Genomic DNA, 15,314 nt, shown 5'->3' with positions numbered 1-15,314 from the left:
GTCCTCGCAAGTGCATAAGTGGTTGGCGTTGGCCACCGGGCGTGCCCTATAGCTTTGGGCAACGCTGGTCAGTGGCAGTTCAGGGGTTGAGCGGTTATGTGTGCTCTAACTCACCTGCTTGGCCAGTTGAAAATCCATGTATTCGTAAGCGATCTGGTGCGCTTGCTCAGTGTCGAAAGCATCTCCCGACAGCGCGCCGCGCAACCACAAACCGTCAATGAGGGCTGCCAGACCCCGGGCTGCACTGCGCGCGTCATCGAGCGGCAATACACGGCGGAACTGGCAGCACAGGTTGGAATACAGGCGGTGATCGTTAATCCGCTGCAACCTGTGCAATGACGGGTGGTGCATGCTGGTAGCCCAGAAGGCCAGCCAGGTTTTCATTGCTGGGCCATTGACCTGGCTGGCGTCGAAGTTGCCTTCGATAATCACCTGCAGATGTGCCCGTGGGCTGTCATCTGCCAGCGCCTGACGGCGCGCGGTGACGTTCTCGCTGAGGACACTCATCAGATACTGCGCCGTGGCAGCGATCAGGCCGTTCTTGTCCTGAAAATAGTGACTGATGATGCCATTCGAGACACCGGCCAAACGGGCGATCAGCGCAATGCTGGCGTCCCCCATTCCGACCTGATCTACCGCCTGCAATGTGGCTTCGATCAACTGCTGGCGGCGGATGGGTTGCATACCGACCTTGGGCATCTTGCACATCTCCTTAGGCCCTCCGGTGGACGTAAAACGTCTATCGGATTAAGGGCCAGTCTATTTTGTTTTGATTGAACGTTCAATCAACAAAGAATAAGATCTGCGACAATTCGTCGCTGCCTACAGGTTTTTCCTACACGTAGTTGGCGGAAAAACGACATCCGAAAACGCTCGAAACCCGCGCGCACTGGCGCTCCCGGGTTTCGGGCTTTTTTCGGGGTGTCTTTATATCACCCGCCTGTCTGCTGCCAACTAGCCGATTAGTCGGGTACTGCGTTGCCTTGTGTTCTTCTCTCGCACTGCCTGGAGCATCTGTGCCATGAGTTCTGCCTCTCTTATAAAGACCCCACCCGAGAAGGTGACGGTCAACGGTTGGGTGTTCTACACCTCTACCGCGTTGATCCTGCTGTTGACCGCCATTCTGATCATCGCCCCGCAAGAGGCCGGCAGATTGCTTGGTATTGCCCAGGCCTGGTTGTCCCGCAGCTTCGGCTGGTACTACATGGTGGTGATCGCCGCTTACCTGGTCTTCGTGCTCGGCCTGGCGTTTTCGTCCTACGGCAAACTCAAGCTGGGCAGCAAGGACGACACCCCGGACTTCAGCTACGGCGCCTGGGCGGGGATGCTGTTCTCGTCGGGTATCGGCATCTCGCTGCTGTACTTCGGTGCTTCCGAGCCGCTGGACCACTACTTCAATCCGCCGGAAGGCGTGGCCGGCAGCAACCTTGCCGCACGTCAGGCCGTACAGCTGACGTTCCTGCACTGGGGCCTGCATGGCTGGGCGATCTACGCCCTGGTCGGTTTGGCCGTGGCGTACTTTGCTTACCGTCATAACCAGCCGCTGGCGTTGCGTTCGGCGTTGTATCCGCTGGTCGGCGAGCGTTGGGTCAAAGGCGCGGCCGGTCATGCGGTGGACGGCTTCGGCATGTTCGTGACCCTGCTGGGTCTGGTGACGAACCTGGGGATTGGTTCGCTGCAAGTGTCGTCGGGCCTTGAAAACCTGTTCGGCATGGAGCACAACAACACCAACCTGCTGATCGTGATCATCGTAATGAGCACCGTGGCGACCATCGCTGCCGTGTCTGGCGTGGAAAACGGTATCCGTCGTCTGTCCAACCTGAACATTGTGCTGTTCAGCGGCCTGCTGATATTTGTGCTGCTGTTCGGCCCAACCCTGCACCTGCTCAACGGCTTCGTGCAAAACGTCGGCGACTACCTGAACAGCGTGGTGCTGAAGACCTTCGACCTCTATGTGTACGAAGGCGACAGTGAGAAATCCGACCGCTGGTTGGGCCTGTGGACCCTGTTCTACTGGGCGTGGTGGATTTCCTGGGCGCCATTTGTAGGCATGTTCATCGCGCGTATTTCCCGTGGTCGCACGGTGCGTGAACTGGTGGCCGGCGTGCTGCTGATTCCGCTGGGTTTCACTCTGGCATGGCTGTCGATCTTCGGTAACTCGGCCCTGGACCTGGTGATGAACCATGGGGCGGTGGAGCTCGGGAAGACGGCGCTGGAACAGCCGTCCATGGCGATTTACCAATTGCTGGAGCATTACCCGGCGTCGAAGATTGTGATCGGCGTGTCGATCTTTGTTGGTTTTGTGCTGTTCCTGACCCCGGCGGATTCCGGCGCGGTGATGATGGCCAACCTTTCGTGCAAGGGCGGCAACGTTGACGAAGATGCGCCGCACTGGCTGCGGATCTTCTGGTCGGCGGTAATTACCCTGGTAACCATCGGCCTGCTGTTTGCCGGCAACTTCGAAGCCATGCAAACCATGGTGGTGCTGGCCGGTCTGCCGTTCTCGGTGGTACTGGTGTTCTTCATGTTCGGCTTGCACAAGGCGATGCGCCAAGACGTGCAGATCGAACAGGAGCAAGCGGAACTCGCAGCGCGCGGTCGTCGTGGTTTTAGCGAGCGTTTGACCGAGCTGGACTTGCAGCCGAATCAGTCGATCGTTCAGCGTTTCATGGACAAGCAAGTCAGCCCGGCGCTGGAAGAGGCTGCGGTGCAACTGCGTACTCAAGGCCTGGACGTGCAAACGTTGCTGGGCAAGGCCAAGCGTTGCATGGGCCTGCGGATCGAGATGGAAGAGGGCAACCCTTTTGTCTACGAAGTGAGCCTGGACGGTTATCTGGCGGCGGCGAGCGACACGGTCTCGGCTGAAAGCGCTGATGAACCACGTGCACGTTACTACCGCGCCGAGGTGTACTTGCACAACGGCAGCCAGGACTACGACTTGATGGGCTTCACTCAGGATCAGATCACCCGTGACGTGCTCGATCAGTTCGAAAGCCATCGGCAGCTCCTTGGCCGGGTCTATAGCTAATGTTGAAGGGCGCGGTGCATCAGATGCACCGCGTCGCATCCTTCGCGGGCAAGCCTCGCTCCTACAGGATTTCCGTTGAACTTGTAGGAGCGAGGCTTGCCCGCGAAGGGGCCATCAGCCGCAATACTGTTTGACTCGATATCCCCTAAACAAAAACGCCGCGATCCTCTCGCGGCGTTTTTGTGTCTGCTGCCTTACCCCAGATTCTTGCCAAGCAACGCGTGATACAGCTCGCTGTCACCCAGAATCCCGACCACCTTGTTGTTGTCGTGCAGCACCAGCTTATTACCCGTCTGATATCGAATCTGCAGTGCGTCGCGCATGCCGATGTTCGAATCCACCAGCGTTGGTCGACGACCCAAGCCTTCAACCGCTTGCCCTGGAATCCAGTTCTGCAGGTCCAGGCTCGCGCCGTTCTGGCGTGCGCCTTTGATGGTGTTGCCTTCGGCCAGGTCCAGCCAGGAGTCGCCGCCCGGATCGAGGCATACCGAACCGTTGATGCGTTTGCAGTTGTCCAGGGTGCGCATCAGGCTGCGACCGCACAACACGTTCAGCGGGTTGGTATGGGCGACGAAGGTCCGCACATAGTCGTCCGCAGGGTTCAATACGATCTCTTCCGGCTTGCTGTACTGGACGATCCGACCGTCTTTCATGATCGCGATACGGCTGCCCAGCTTCAGTGCTTCATCGAGGTCGTGGCTCACGAACACGATGGTTTTGTTCAGCTTGCTCTGCAGCTCCAGCAGTTCGTCTTGCAGGCCCTGGCGGATCAGCGGGTCGAGGGCCGAGAACGGTTCGTCCATCAGCAGAATGTCCGCGTCCATCGCCAGCGCACGGGCCAGGCCCACACGTTGCTGCATACCACCGGAGAGCTCGTCCGGCTTCTTGTTGCGCCACTGGGTCAGGCCCACCAGCTCAAGCTTGTCGTCCACCAGTTTGCGCCGTTCTTTTTCCGGGCGACCCTGCATCTCCAGACCGAAACTGATGTTCTCGCGCACTGTCAGCCAAGGCATCAGGGCGAATTTCTGGAACACCATCGCGATACGCTTGGTGCGCATCATTTTCAGTTCTGCCGGGGTGCAGGAGGCGATATCGATCTGCTTGCCTTCGTGCTCGACGAACAGCTTGCCGCGGCTGACGGTGTTGAGGCCGTTGATGCAGCGCAGCAGGCTGGATTTACCGGAGCCGGACAAGCCCATCAATACGCAGATTTCACCTTTTTCGACGTCCAGGCTGGCTTTTTCAACGCCAACAATCTGCCCGGTCTTTTTCAGGATCTGGTCGCGGGTCATGCCCTGGTCGAGAAGCTTGAGCGCCTCACGCGGGTCTTTGGAGAAGATTACGTCGACGTCTTCGAAGCGAATAATGCTCATGCGTCACCCCCTACTTTAGCGTCGGGTTGTTTGCAGATACGGTCGAGCATGATCGCCAGCAGTACGATCGCCAGGCCCGCTTCGAAGCCCAGGGCGATATCAGCAGTGTTCAGTGCGTTGACCACGGGTTTGCCCAAGCCGTCGGCGCCCACCAGTGCCGCGATCACCACCATCGACAACGACAGCATGATGCACTGGGTAATACCGGCCGCGATGCTTGGCATGGCGTAGGGCAGTTCGATGCGTGCGAGCAGTTGGCGGCGCGAGCAGCCGAAGGCTTTGCCGGCGTCCATCAGTTCCTGCGGAACATCGCGAATACCCAGGTAAGTCAGGCGGATAGGTGCGGCAATCGCGAACACCACCGTAGAAATCAGGCCCGGGACCACACCCAGACCGAAGAGGGTCAGGGTAGGAATGAGGTACACGAATGTCGGCACGGTCTGCATCAGATCGAGCACCGGACGCATCAGTGTGTAGAACATCGGTTTGTGTGCAGCGACGATGCCCAGCGGCACGCCGATGACCACGCAGACCAGGGTGGCGAACAACACCTGGGCGAGGGTTTCCATGGTTTCCTGCCAGTACCCCAGATTGAGGATCAGCAGGAAGGAGGCGATAACGAAAACGGTCAGCCCCCACTTTCGTTGAATGAAGTGTGCCAGTAGCGCGATGAGGCCGATCAATGCCAGCGGGTTGAACCAGGTCAGCGCAAAAGTCACGCCGTGGATCATCGTTTCCAGTGACACGGCGATTGCGTCGAAAGTGTTGGCGCCGTGTTGCGTCAACCATTCAACGAAGCCCGCGATGTACTGGCCTAGAGGTATTTTCTGATCAATCAGCATGGTAGTGAACGTCCGCATGCAAGGAAATAAACAGCCCGGACGGCCGAAGCCGTCCGGCGTAAGCGATGCTTCTTAATTCAAGGCTGCGCGAGCTTGGCTTTCACGGCCTCCAGGCCTGGTTTACCGTCAATGGTGGTCACGCCAGCGAGCCAGGTATCGAGCACCTGTGGATTCTTTTTCAGCCAGGCCTTGGCGGCCGCGTCAGGCTTCATTTTGTCGTCCAGGACGTTGCCCATCAGGGTGCTTTCCATGTCGAGGGTGAACGCCAGATTTTTCAGCAACTGGCCCACGTTGCTGCATTCCTGTGCATAGCCCTTGCGGGTGTTGGTGTAGATGGTTGCCTGGCCGAAGTTGGGGCCGAAATACTCGTCGCCGCCGGTCAGGTACTTCATCTTGAAACGCGTGTTCATCGGGTGTGGTTCCCAGCCCAGGAACACCACGGCGGTGTTGCGGCGCTGGGCGCGATCGACTTGCGAGAGCATGCCTGCCTCGCTGGACTCGACCACCTTGAAGCCGGCGGCTTTCAAGCCGAAGGCGTCCTTGTCGATCATGCTCTGGATCAGACGGTTGCCGTCGTTACCCGGTTCGATGCCGTAGATCTTGCCGTCGAGTTCTTTCTTGAACTTGGCGATGTCGGCGAAATCTTTAAGACCTTTGTTATACAACTCTTCCGGGACGGCGAGTGTGTATTTTGCGTTTTCCAGGTTGGCACGCAGGGTGTCCACGGTGCCGGCATCGCGGTAGGCCTTGATGTCGTTTTCCATGGTCGGCATCCAGTTACCCAGGAACACGTCCATGTTCTTGCCGTCGGCCAGGGACTTGTAGGTCACCGGTACGGAAATCATCGTGGTTTTGGTCTTGTAGCCGAGGGCATCGAGGACGACGCTGGTGGTGGCGGTGGTGACGGTAATGTCAGTCCAGCCGACATCGGAGAAGTTTACGGTGCTGCATTGAGCCGGTTCGGCGGCTTGAGCCAGAAACGGCAGACTCAGCATGGCGGCCAACAACAACGATGGGGAACCTTTCATGGATGGACTCCTTGGTGTTTTTTTTGGCAGTGTTCCGACTGGACCACCGCACTTATAGGTTGCGGTTGGATGGCGTTTTGGAGACAGCTCTACCACGGCGCCTTGCAATCGAGTCGATACGATCATGTACCAGTGAAAATCTGACGCCTACAGGGGGCGTCGTAACCAGTACAGGGATGGTCGCATCCAGTGTCGGTGAAGTCGTTTACAGCTATTTTCAGCCCTTTCTGCTCGTTTGAACCGTAAAGAAACCGTGAAAACGTAGCGCTGATGGCCTGCGACGTTGGTGGGCATGAGTGGGTCGGTGTCAGACGTCGAACGACATGGTAAAAGCCCGATGATGCGGCCATCCCGACGGATTGCAGCTTGAGCGTAGCAGCTCCGTCACTGGGCGCTTTTGCGTCCGGAGTTGGCACACCCAGGAGTTCGGCAGTCATGGCAATCAGCGTTTTCGACCTGTTCAAAATCGGCATTGGACCTTCCAGTTCGCACACCGTGGGACCTATGCGGGCCGCCGCGTTGTTCGTGCAAGGTTTGCGTGAGCAGGGTCTTTTGGAACAAGTGCGTCGCGTCGAAGTTCAGCTTTATGGTTCGTTGTCGGCCACCGGCGTTGGTCACGGCAGCGACAACGCGGTGATCATGGGCCTGATGGGCGAGTGGCCGGATGCGATCGATCCGTCGCAAATCGGCATCCGCATCGAAACCCTGCGCGAAACTCACACGCTGTTGCTCGACGGTCACTTGTCGGTCCCGTTCATTTGGGCCCGGGACATGCGCCTGATCGACGAAAACCTGCCATTCCATCCCAACGCCATGACCCTGATTGTCGAAGGCGATCGCGGCGAACTGCATCGCGACACCTACTATTCCATCGGCGGCGGTTTCGTCGTCGATGAGGCGCAGGCCTCCAGCGGCGTGGTCGATCTGGATCGCACGGTGCTGCCGTACGATTTCTCCAGCGCCGTCGAGCTGCTCAGCCTCTGTAAGCAGCACAACCTGCGCGTTGCCGAATTGATGATGGCCAACGAGAAGGTCTGGCGCAGCGAAGAGGAAATTCGCGCCGGCCTGATGAAACTCTGGCGCGCCATGCAGGATTGCGTCGAACAAGGCCTCAAGCACGAAGGCATCCTGCCCGGCGGACTTAATGTGCGTCGTCGTGCGGCCAAGTTGCATCGCAGCCTGCAAGAATTGGGTAAACCCAATGTCATCGGTTCGACATTAAGTGCCATGGAGTGGGTCAACCTGTTCGCCCTGGCGGTCAACGAAGAAAACGCCGCTGGCGGGCGCATGGTCACGGCGCCGACCAATGGCGCGGCGGGGATCATTCCGGCGGTGTTGCACTACTTTATGAAGTTCAGTGAGGTGGTGACCGACGCCAACGTGGTCGACTATTTCCTCAGTGCGGCGGCGGTAGGGATTCTGTGCAAGAAGAACGCTTCGATTTCCGGTGCCGAAGTCGGTTGCCAGGGTGAAGTCGGTTCGGCCTGCGCGATGGCGGCGGCCGGGTTGGCGGAGATCCTCGGCGCCACACCGGAGCAACTGTGCAACGCGGCGGAAATCGGTCTGGAACACAACCTCGGTCTGACCTGCGACCCGGTGGGCGGGCTGGTGCAAGTGCCGTGCATCGAGCGCAACGCGATTGCCGCGGTGAAAGCCATCAACGCGGCGCAGATGGCGCTGCGTGGCGATGGTCAGCACTTTATCTCGCTGGATCGGGTGATCCGCACGATGCGTGATACTGGCGCCGATATGCATGACAAATATAAAGAGACATCGCGGGGTGGGTTGGCGGTTAGCGCGGTTGAGTGTTGATTCAGTAAGACCGAGTCGCCTGTTTCGCGAGCAAGCCCGCTCCCACATTCGACCGCATTTCCCTGAGAGAACTCGGTCACCTGTGGGAGCGGGCTTGCTCGCGAAGGCGTCAGACCAATCAAAACTGCGCGCTAAGTGAACACCTGAATCGAAACGCGCCACGTTTTAGCGCGTCGCTTACAGATAAGCGACCTCACCTAGATCAGGGATCCAAGTTGGCCAGTACCGCCTGTCACCTGTGCTTGCGGTGACACTCTCCATCCGGTCGCCGTAGCCCTGTTCCCACAAGTGCTACCGATTTGCTCACGCCCAACGGGGCGGAGCGTCTCCCGCCGATAATGGCACCTATAACCCCTACTCACGGCGCGGCTTATATAGACGCACTGCGACGTCGTTTTCAGGAGTTATTGAATGACCATTCAACTTTAGGCATGGCAATTGCTCTGTCATTACAAAGCCCGTCTCCCACGCGAGAACGATGGCAATAACAAGAGCCTCCGCCTGAGGCCATCACCCGCTTTGTGTGAGGAGATACCGCGATGACGACGTTCAACTCCGGGGCCCAACCCCAGAACCGTGCGCCTCAATCCATCGGCTTTTTGCTGCTGGACAATTTCACGCTTATTTCTCTGGCCTCCGCAGTAGAACCCCTGCGCATGGCCAACCAATTGTCCGGCCGCGAGCTGTATCGCTGGTCCACACTCAGCGTCGACGGCGGTCAGGTCTGGGCCAGTGACGGCCTGCAGATCACTCCCGACTGCTCCATGCACAAAGCTCCCGCCCTGGACATCATCATTGTCTGCGGCGGTATTGGCATCCAGCGCACTGTTACCCGTGAACACGTTTCGTGGCTGCAAAGCCAGGCGCGGCAGTCCCGCCGTCTCGGTGCGGTCTGCACCGGCAGCTGGGCTCTGGCGTGCGCCGGCCTGCTGGACGGTTTTGATTGCAGCGTGCACTGGGAATGCCTGGCCTCGATGCAGGAAGCGTTTCCGCGTGTGGCCATGAGCACACGCCTGTTCACCCTCGACCGTAACCGTTTCACCAGTTCCGGCGGCACCGCGCCGCTGGACATGATGCTGCACCTGATCAGCCGCGATCACGGCCGTGAACTGTCGGCCGCGATCTCGGAAATGTTCGTCTACGAGCGCATCCGCAACGAGCAGGATCACCAGCGTGTGCCGCTCAAGCACATGCTCGGCACCAACCAGCCGAAGTTGCAGGAAATCGTTGCGCTGATGGAAGCCAACCTGGAAGAGCCGATCGACCTCGACGAACTGGCGGTGTATGTCGCTGTTTCGCGTCGTCAACTCGAGCGGCTGTTCCAGAAGTATCTGCACTGCTCGCCGTCGCGTTACTACCTCAAACTGCGCCTGATCCGTGCTCGGCAGTTGCTCAAGCAAACGCCGATGTCGATCATCGAAGTGGCGTCGGTGTGTGGCTTCGTTTCCACACCGCACTTCTCCAAGTGCTACCGCGAATACTTCGGCATTCCACCGCGTGACGAGCGCGTAGGTTCCAACACCACGCAACAAGTGGCGATGATGCCGCTGCCACAAGCGTTGGTGCTGTCGCCGTTGTCCGGGCCGTTGTCGGCGCTGAGTCAGGCGCGCAACGAGTCGACGTTCGCCAGTGTAAGGCTCTAAACCGAGGCGCCTGCTTCGCGAGCAAGCCCGCTCCCACATTCGACCGCGCTCACCTGAGAGAACTCGGTCACCTGTGGGAGCGGGCTTGCTCGCGAAAGCGGTTTATCAGGCGCTACGGCTCTGCTGATATTGCGCCAACGCTGGCAACAATTGCTTGTCGATGGCCTGGCGCACAGCCGGCAGGATGGTCGCGCTACTGGTGTACATCTGCTTGACCATGGTCCGCAGCGTCATCGCCCGTTCATCGTTCAAGCCTCGCACTGCACACTCGCAAGCCTGCTCGGCTGTGGAGCCGCTCGGTACTTGAAAACCCAGCGATTTCAGCTGGCCCAACAGGTCTTCCTGGTCAATCAAATCGGCGTACATCATGACGCAATCCTTCTTCAGGGAACGGTGTCGTGGCTCGATTCTCGTAGGGGCCGTGGGCGTCGGCAAGGACGATTTGTCGCAATGGCCGCGATACCTATGAACAGGTCGTTTTCGGCTAACTTGCCAGAGGTGAGAGTGGGCACACTGGATTCAGCTGGCTTCACGAAGGTTTGGTCACCCTCGCGCAACGGCTCCTCAACAGTACCCTCCTCAGCTCCGATCTTGTCACGGCTTGATCGGGGTTTTTTTTGCCTGTGAATCCGGGAGATTTGAGGTGTCCAGACTGACGCCTTCGCGGGCAAGCCTCGCTCCTACAGGTTTGGGGGCGGTCGCGGATTGGGCGAACGACGCAATACCTGTGGGAGCGAGCCTGCTCGCGATGAACGATGACGCGGTCTAGCGCTGCAACACGAGAATGCGCGACAACAATTCATCCCGGTCGACATAGCAACCCTGAAAATGCCGGGCGCCGCTGGCGGGGTCGAAGGCGTTGCGGGCGTGGAGGGTGCGGCGGTTGTCGAAACACCACATTTCGCCGGGTTTTAGCCGCGTCATCACCCGGAATCGCGTTTCGCGGGTCATGGCAATAAAACGTCTGTAAGCGTGGTAAAGCTTGGGCATGTCCTCGATCGACGCATCAAACGGCCCACGCAGAAAGTTCGCCATGCGGATCTCCGACACCTGCCCCAACGCGTCCAGGGCGATGATCGGCGCCAGGCAGCGGTAGTCGCTGTGGCGGTCCTTGTTGCGGAACTCCACGGGAATTTCACACAGGGCTTTGAACGACTCGGGATCCTCCTCGCGTAACGCCTGGGCGATGGCAAAGCCGTCGACGAAAATACTTTCGCCACCGTCGGCGTCATTGACCAGGCAATGCAAAAATTGCAGCCCCGGTTGCAACTCTCGAGTTGGCAAGTCGCTGTGCAACGGCAGGTTGAAAGCGGTGTAGGCGTTGCTGTCGGCATCGGACTTGGATTGTACGTTGAACAACACGCCGAAATTGCTCTCGCGGATGAAGGAAATCCGCTGGGCGATCAGCTTCAGTGAACCGGGTTCGGTGGGCACGCCGCGCACTTGAGTCAGGCCGATATCACGCACCGCAAGCAGCCATTGCAGCAGTGCTTCGTTGTCGTTCATCAGTGCGTGGTATTCGAATACCGGCAGCTTCAGATGGCTGTTCCACAGCTGGCTTCCGGGCTTGGCGGCGCGGCGTTCGGCCCGGGACTCGTCGTCATAAGCGTGGGCTCGTAACCAGCCCGGATCGAAGCGGCTGAGGTGGCCGTCCTGCCATTCGACACTGAGGCAACCATCGGCATCGACGGTCGCCTCTCTCGGCACCAAATCTTCTGCGACATCGACGATTTCCAGCACTTGCTCGCGGGTCACCGTGTAGACGCATTGCGGGCACGGGCAGTTGTCCCGCAGCCATTGATGATGAAAGGGACTGACTCGACCGTCGGCCCACTTCACTTGAATGCGATCCGCCAGGGTGTGCACGGCGGTCAACGCGCTGATCAACGGGTAGGTACGGAAGTCGGCAAAAGCTGCGGCGGTGTTCAATGGCGATCTCCTTGTTATTTTTTAGGGGGCAATGCGATCACTCGGCCAATGCAGGCGGGGGCGGGCAGGTCGGTCTGCTCGGTGACGATGGCTTGCAGCTTGCTCAAGGTTTCTTCGCTGAACGGTGCGGATCGCGGCCCGTCAAGGTCGACGTGCAGCAGCATTTGTTCGTTGCCCGCCAGTTCCTTGTCATCGCCCACCAGATGCAGGCTGTGATGGAGATGCAGGCGTTTGCTGTCGTGGCCAATGATTTGAGTGTGCACTTCGACGTCGGCGTCGAGCTTCACTTCGTGCAGGTAATTGAGGTGCAGTTCGAGGGTGAACAGCGAGTTGCCGCTGGCTTCGCGGTTGTTGCTGTCCATTCCCAGGCGATCCATCAGCGCGTCGGTGGCGTAGCTGAAAATCAGCAGATAGAAGGCATCGCGCAGGTGGCCGTTGTAGTCGACCCAGTCGGGGATGATTCGGGTTTGGTAGGTGGTGAGGGTGGGCATGATGGGTGATCCAAGATGTGTGGTGACTGGGCGGCCGCTTTCGCGAGCAAGCCCGCTCCCACAAGGGATTAGTGGTGTGAACACTGTCTATGTCACAACGCAGAACCAATGTGGGAGCGGGCTTGCTCGCGAAGGGGGCAGGCCTGCTGGCTCGTTACTCGCTAAACGCCATGCCGTGTTTCTCTTTGGTGGTTTTTACCGCCTCCAGCACCGCCAGCAAACAATCATCACGATAGCGCTCCAGGGCCGAAATGCTGTGTTTGCCCAATTGTTCGCTGGTGCCCTCCACCACATCATCGATCAATTTGTCGGTCAATTCCGGCGCCGGCAGATACGTCCACGGCAACTGCAACGCCGGGCCGAACTGCGCCATGAAGTGCCGCATGCCCGCATCACCACCCGCCAGGGTGTACGTCAAAAACGTGCCCATGAACGACCAGCGCAGGCCCGCACCAAAACGAATGGCATCGTCGATCTCACCGGTAGTCGCCACACCGTCCTTAACCAGGTGCAGCGCCTCACGCCACAGCGCTTCGAGCAAACGGTCGGCGATAAAGCCCGGCACTTCCTTGCGCACATGCAGCGGACGCATCCCCAGGGATTCATACACTTTTATTGCCGCTTGAACCGCTTCAGGCGCGGTGTTTTTGCCCCCTACCACTTCCACCAGCGGCAGCAGGTAAACCGGGTTGAACGGGTGCCCGACCACGCAGCGTTCCGGGTGCGTAGAACTCTCGTAAAACTCGCTCGGTAACAGGCCCGAGGTGCTGGAACCGATCAAGGCATTGGGCTTGGCCGCTGCGCTGATTTTGCTGTGCAGTTCCAGTTTCAGATCGAGGCGTTCCGGGGCGCTTTCCTGAATGAAATCCGCGTCGCGAACGCACTCTTCAATCGTCGCGACAAAGCGCAGCCGATCCTGCGAGGCGCCAGGCGCCAAGCCTTGTTTCTCCAGCGCACCCCAGGCATTGGCGACGCGTTTGCGCAGCGCGGCTTCTGCACCGGGCGCCGGGTCCCAGGCGACAACATCGAGGCCGTGGGCGAGGGCGCGGGACACCCAACCGCTGCCGATGACACCGCTGCCTAACGCTGCGAAGGTTTTGATTTCAGTGATAAAGCTCATGGCGTCGTCCTAAGGAAATTCGGTGATCCCTGTAGGAGCGAAGCTTGCTCGCGAAGACGGTATTTCAGCCACAGACAATGTGGCGGATGTACCGGCCCCTTCGCGGGCAAGCCTCGCTCCTACAGGCTTTGTGTGTGGGTTTAACCGCGCTTGGTCAGGCCCATTTTTGCCCGGCCTTCAGCCGGCGTCAGAACGCGGGCGCCGAGGCGGCTGAGGATTTCCGAGGCGCGTTCGACCAGTTGGCCGTTGGTCGCCAGGACGCCCTTGTCCAACCAGATGTTGTCTTCCAGACCGACCCGCACGTTGCCGCCGAGCAGCACGGCTTGTGCCGCCATCGGCATTTGCATGCGTCCGATGCCGAAGCCAGCCCAGACCGCATTGGCAGGCAGGTTGTCGACCATGGCTTTCATGGTGGTGGTGTCGGCCGGCGCGCCCCACGGGATGCCCAGGCACAGTTGGAACAGCGGGTCGTCGAGCAGGCCTTCTTTGATCATTTGCTTGGCGAACCACAGGTGACCGGTGTCGAAAATTTCCAGCTCGGCCTTCACGCCCAGCTCTTGAATGCGTTTGGCGCCAGCGCGTAGCTGGGCCGGGGTGGACACGTAAATGGTGTCGCCGTCGCCGAAGTTCAGGGTGCCGCAATCGAGGGTGCAGATTTCCGGCAACAGTTCTTCAACGTGGGCCAGACGGGTCAGCGGGCCGACCAGGTCGGTGTTCGGGCCGAACTCCATCGGGTTCTCGCCCGCGCCGATTTCCAGGTCGCCGCCCATGCCAGCAGTGAGGTTGACGATGATGTCGACGTCGGCCTCGCGGATGCGCTCCATCACTTCGCGGTAAAGCGCCACATCACGGCTGAACTTGCCGGTTTCCGGGTTGCGCACATGGCAGTGAACAACCGTAGCGCCCGCTTTTGCGGCTTCTATCGCGGCGGCGGCGATTTGTTTCGGGGTGACCGGCACGTGTGGGCTTCTGGCGGTCGTGTCGCCAGCACCGGTAAGTGCGCAGGTGATGATGACGTCGTGGTTCATGAGGCGGGTTCCTTGCAGGCGTGATGGTTCCGTTCGCAGCCCCTTAGGGCTGCGAGTCGGTGGTTCAATCGGGGTTTATTTGCTGGTCAGTTTCAGATTGTCAGCCGCCGGTTTGCCATCGAAGGTGGTCACGCCTTCGAGCCAGCGTTGCTTGTCTTGCGGGTGATCTTTCAGCCATTGCTTGGCCGACTCGAAAGCGTCTTTGTGATCGAGCAGCGGCTGCATCATCCGGCTCTCGTCTTCGGCGGTGTAGGTCAGGTTGCTCAGCAATTTGCCAATGTTCGGGCATTGCTGCGCGTAGTTCGGCGAGGTGACGGTCCAGACTGTGGCCATGCCTTCGTTCGGGCCGAGCGCGTCTTCGCTGCCAGTGAGATAAGTCATCTGCACGTTGACGTTCATCGGATGCGGCGCCCAGCCGAAGAACACCACGGCCTCTTTGCGGCGCACCGCGCGATCCACCGCCGCGAGCATGCCGGCTTCGCTGGACTCGACCAGCTGGAATTTGCCGAGGCCAAACTGGTTCTTGGCGATCATCGCCTTGATCTGGGTGTTGGCGCCCGAGCCTGGCTCGATGCCGTAAATCTTGCCGCCCAGTTCTTTTTCGAACTTGGCGATGTCGGCGAAGGTTTTCAGGCCCTTGTCGGCGAGGTAAGTCGGTACGGCGAGGGTGGCGCGAGCGTCTTTCAGGCTTGGCGCTTCAAGCACTTTGACCTGATTGCCATCGACGAACGGCGTGATGGTCTGGGTCATCAGCGGGTTCCAGTAGCCCAGGAACAGGTCCAGGCGCTGGTCGCGGATCCCGGCGAAGATGATTTGCTGGGAGGCGCTGGTTTGTTTGGTGTTGTAGCCGAGGCCATCGAGCAGGACCTGGGTCATGGCGCTGGTGGCGATCACGTCGGTCCAGTTCACGACGCCCATGCGCACGTTCTGGCATGAAGCAGGTTCGGCCGCCATAACGCTGGCGCTCAAGAAAGCGGTACCGCTGAGTGCAAGAACACAGCTGCTGATCAGTCGTTTCAT

The 15,314-nt window shown here is 59.4% G+C and carries 13 protein-coding genes; 3 read left to right on the top strand and 10 right to left on the bottom strand.

Going from position 1 to position 15,314, the window contains the following annotated elements:
• Window positions 1–105: 105 nt before the first annotated feature.
• Complete coding sequence (gene betI / locus ACYZTM_RS12955) at window positions 106–699, bottom strand: transcriptional regulator BetI (protein ID WP_131060627.1); 594 nt, start codon at window positions 697–699, stop codon at window positions 106–108.
• A 379-nt stretch (window positions 700–1,078) separates the two neighbouring features.
• Between betI and ACYZTM_RS12950 the strand changes: the two genes are divergently transcribed.
• Window positions 1,079–3,028, top strand: a complete 1,950-nt coding sequence (locus ACYZTM_RS12950; RefSeq protein WP_256656953.1) for a BCCT family transporter — start codon at window positions 1,079–1,081, stop codon at window positions 3,026–3,028.
• 194 nt (window positions 3,029–3,222) lie between these two features.
• On the opposite strand, the gene choV is transcribed toward ACYZTM_RS12950, so the two are convergent.
• From choV to ACYZTM_RS12935, 3 genes are all read right to left on the bottom strand, one after another.
• Complete coding sequence (gene choV, locus ACYZTM_RS12945; protein WP_131060629.1) at window positions 3,223–4,401, bottom strand: choline ABC transporter ATP-binding protein; 1,179 nt, start codon at window positions 4,399–4,401, stop codon at window positions 3,223–3,225.
• Window positions 4,398–5,243 carry a choline ABC transporter permease subunit gene (choW, locus tag ACYZTM_RS12940; RefSeq protein WP_131060630.1) on the bottom strand — a complete coding sequence of 282 codons (846 nt, stop codon included), beginning with the start codon at window positions 5,241–5,243 and terminating at the stop codon, window positions 4,398–4,400. Before choW ends, choV begins: the two co-directional genes overlap by 4 nt.
• Before the next feature lie 77 nt (window positions 5,244–5,320).
• Window positions 5,321–6,271: a choline ABC transporter substrate-binding protein gene (locus ACYZTM_RS12935; protein ID WP_461988891.1), complete on the bottom strand. Its 951-nt coding sequence runs from the start codon at window positions 6,269–6,271 to the stop codon at window positions 5,321–5,323.
• A 435-nt stretch (window positions 6,272–6,706) separates the two neighbouring features.
• On the opposite strand from ACYZTM_RS12935, the gene ACYZTM_RS12930 reads away from it, so the two are divergent.
• The gene (locus ACYZTM_RS12930) at window positions 6,707–8,083 is read left to right on the top strand and encodes an L-serine ammonia-lyase (RefSeq protein WP_461988890.1); all 1,377 of its coding nucleotides are present in this window, start codon (window positions 6,707–6,709) and stop codon (window positions 8,081–8,083) included.
• Between the two features lie 539 nt (window positions 8,084–8,622).
• On the top strand, window positions 8,623–9,726 hold the full coding sequence (gbdR, locus tag ACYZTM_RS12925; protein ID WP_131060633.1) for a choline metabolism transcriptional regulator GbdR: 1,104 nt from the start codon (window positions 8,623–8,625) through the stop codon (window positions 9,724–9,726).
• Between the two features lie 105 nt (window positions 9,727–9,831).
• Here the strand turns inward: gbdR and ACYZTM_RS12920 are convergent, their stop codons facing one another.
• The 6 genes from ACYZTM_RS12920 to choX all read right to left on the bottom strand — a co-directional run bounded on the left by ACYZTM_RS12920 (window position 9,832) and on the right by choX (window position 15,314).
• Window positions 9,832–10,095 (bottom strand): hypothetical protein, encoded by a 264-nt coding sequence (locus tag ACYZTM_RS12920; protein ID WP_131060634.1) that lies wholly within the window; start codon window positions 10,093–10,095, stop codon window positions 9,832–9,834.
• Window positions 10,096–10,491: 396 nt separating this feature from the next.
• Window positions 10,492–11,655 carry a gamma-butyrobetaine dioxygenase gene (locus ACYZTM_RS12915; RefSeq protein ID WP_461988889.1) on the bottom strand — a complete coding sequence of 388 codons (1,164 nt, stop codon included), beginning with the start codon at window positions 11,653–11,655 and terminating at the stop codon, window positions 10,492–10,494.
• Window positions 11,656–11,669: 14 nt separating this feature from the next.
• Window positions 11,670–12,146 carry a thioesterase family protein gene (locus ACYZTM_RS12910; protein ID WP_461988888.1) on the bottom strand — a complete coding sequence of 159 codons (477 nt, stop codon included), beginning with the start codon at window positions 12,144–12,146 and terminating at the stop codon, window positions 11,670–11,672.
• Between the two features lie 154 nt (window positions 12,147–12,300).
• Window positions 12,301–13,266 (bottom strand): L-carnitine dehydrogenase, encoded by a 966-nt coding sequence (locus ACYZTM_RS12905; protein ID WP_461988887.1) that lies wholly within the window; start codon window positions 13,264–13,266, stop codon window positions 12,301–12,303.
• A 140-nt stretch (window positions 13,267–13,406) separates the two neighbouring features.
• Window positions 13,407–14,294, bottom strand: a complete 888-nt coding sequence (locus ACYZTM_RS12900; protein ID WP_461988886.1) for a beta-keto acid cleavage family enzyme — start codon at window positions 14,292–14,294, stop codon at window positions 13,407–13,409.
• Between the two features lie 75 nt (window positions 14,295–14,369).
• Window positions 14,370–15,314, bottom strand: a complete 945-nt coding sequence (gene choX, locus ACYZTM_RS12895) for a choline ABC transporter substrate-binding protein (protein WP_131060640.1) — start codon at window positions 15,312–15,314, stop codon at window positions 14,370–14,372.

It is taken from the genome of Pseudomonas sp. MDT2-39-1 (assembly GCF_054898085.1).
The sequence above is the reverse complement of the archived record's forward strand: the minus strand, read 5'-3'. Positions and strand labels throughout refer to the sequence as shown.

Bases quoted from the DNA above. Each gene is read 5' to 3' on its own strand.
- betI (WP_131060627.1), bottom strand. From the start codon at position 699: ATGCCCAAGGTCGGTATGCAACCCATCCGCCGCCAGCAGTTGATCGAA.
- choV (WP_131060629.1), bottom strand. From the start codon at position 4,401: ATGAGCATTATTCGCTTCGAAGACGTCGACGTAATCTTCTCCAAAGAC.
- choW (WP_131060630.1), bottom strand. From the start codon at position 5,243: ATGCTGATTGATCAGAAAATACCTCTAGGCCAGTACATCGCGGGCTTC.
- ACYZTM_RS12935 (WP_461988891.1), bottom strand. From the start codon at position 6,271: ATGAAAGGTTCCCCATCGTTGTTGTTGGCCGCCATGCTGAGTCTGCCG.
- ACYZTM_RS12930 (WP_461988890.1), top strand. From the start codon at position 6,707: ATGGCAATCAGCGTTTTCGACCTGTTCAAAATCGGCATTGGACCTTCC.
- gbdR (WP_131060633.1), top strand. From the start codon at position 8,623: ATGACGACGTTCAACTCCGGGGCCCAACCCCAGAACCGTGCGCCTCAA.
- ACYZTM_RS12920 (WP_131060634.1), bottom strand. From the start codon at position 10,095: ATGATGTACGCCGATTTGATTGACCAGGAAGACCTGTTGGGCCAGCTG.
- ACYZTM_RS12910 (WP_461988888.1), bottom strand. From the start codon at position 12,146: ATGCCCACCCTCACCACCTACCAAACCCGAATCATCCCCGACTGGGTC.
- ACYZTM_RS12905 (WP_461988887.1), bottom strand. From the start codon at position 13,266: ATGAGCTTTATCACTGAAATCAAAACCTTCGCAGCGTTAGGCAGCGGT.
- ACYZTM_RS12900 (WP_461988886.1), bottom strand. From the start codon at position 14,294: ATGAACCACGACGTCATCATCACCTGCGCACTTACCGGTGCTGGCGAC.
- choX (WP_131060640.1), bottom strand. From the start codon at position 15,314: ATGAAACGACTGATCAGCAGCTGTGTTCTTGCACTCAGCGGTACCGCT.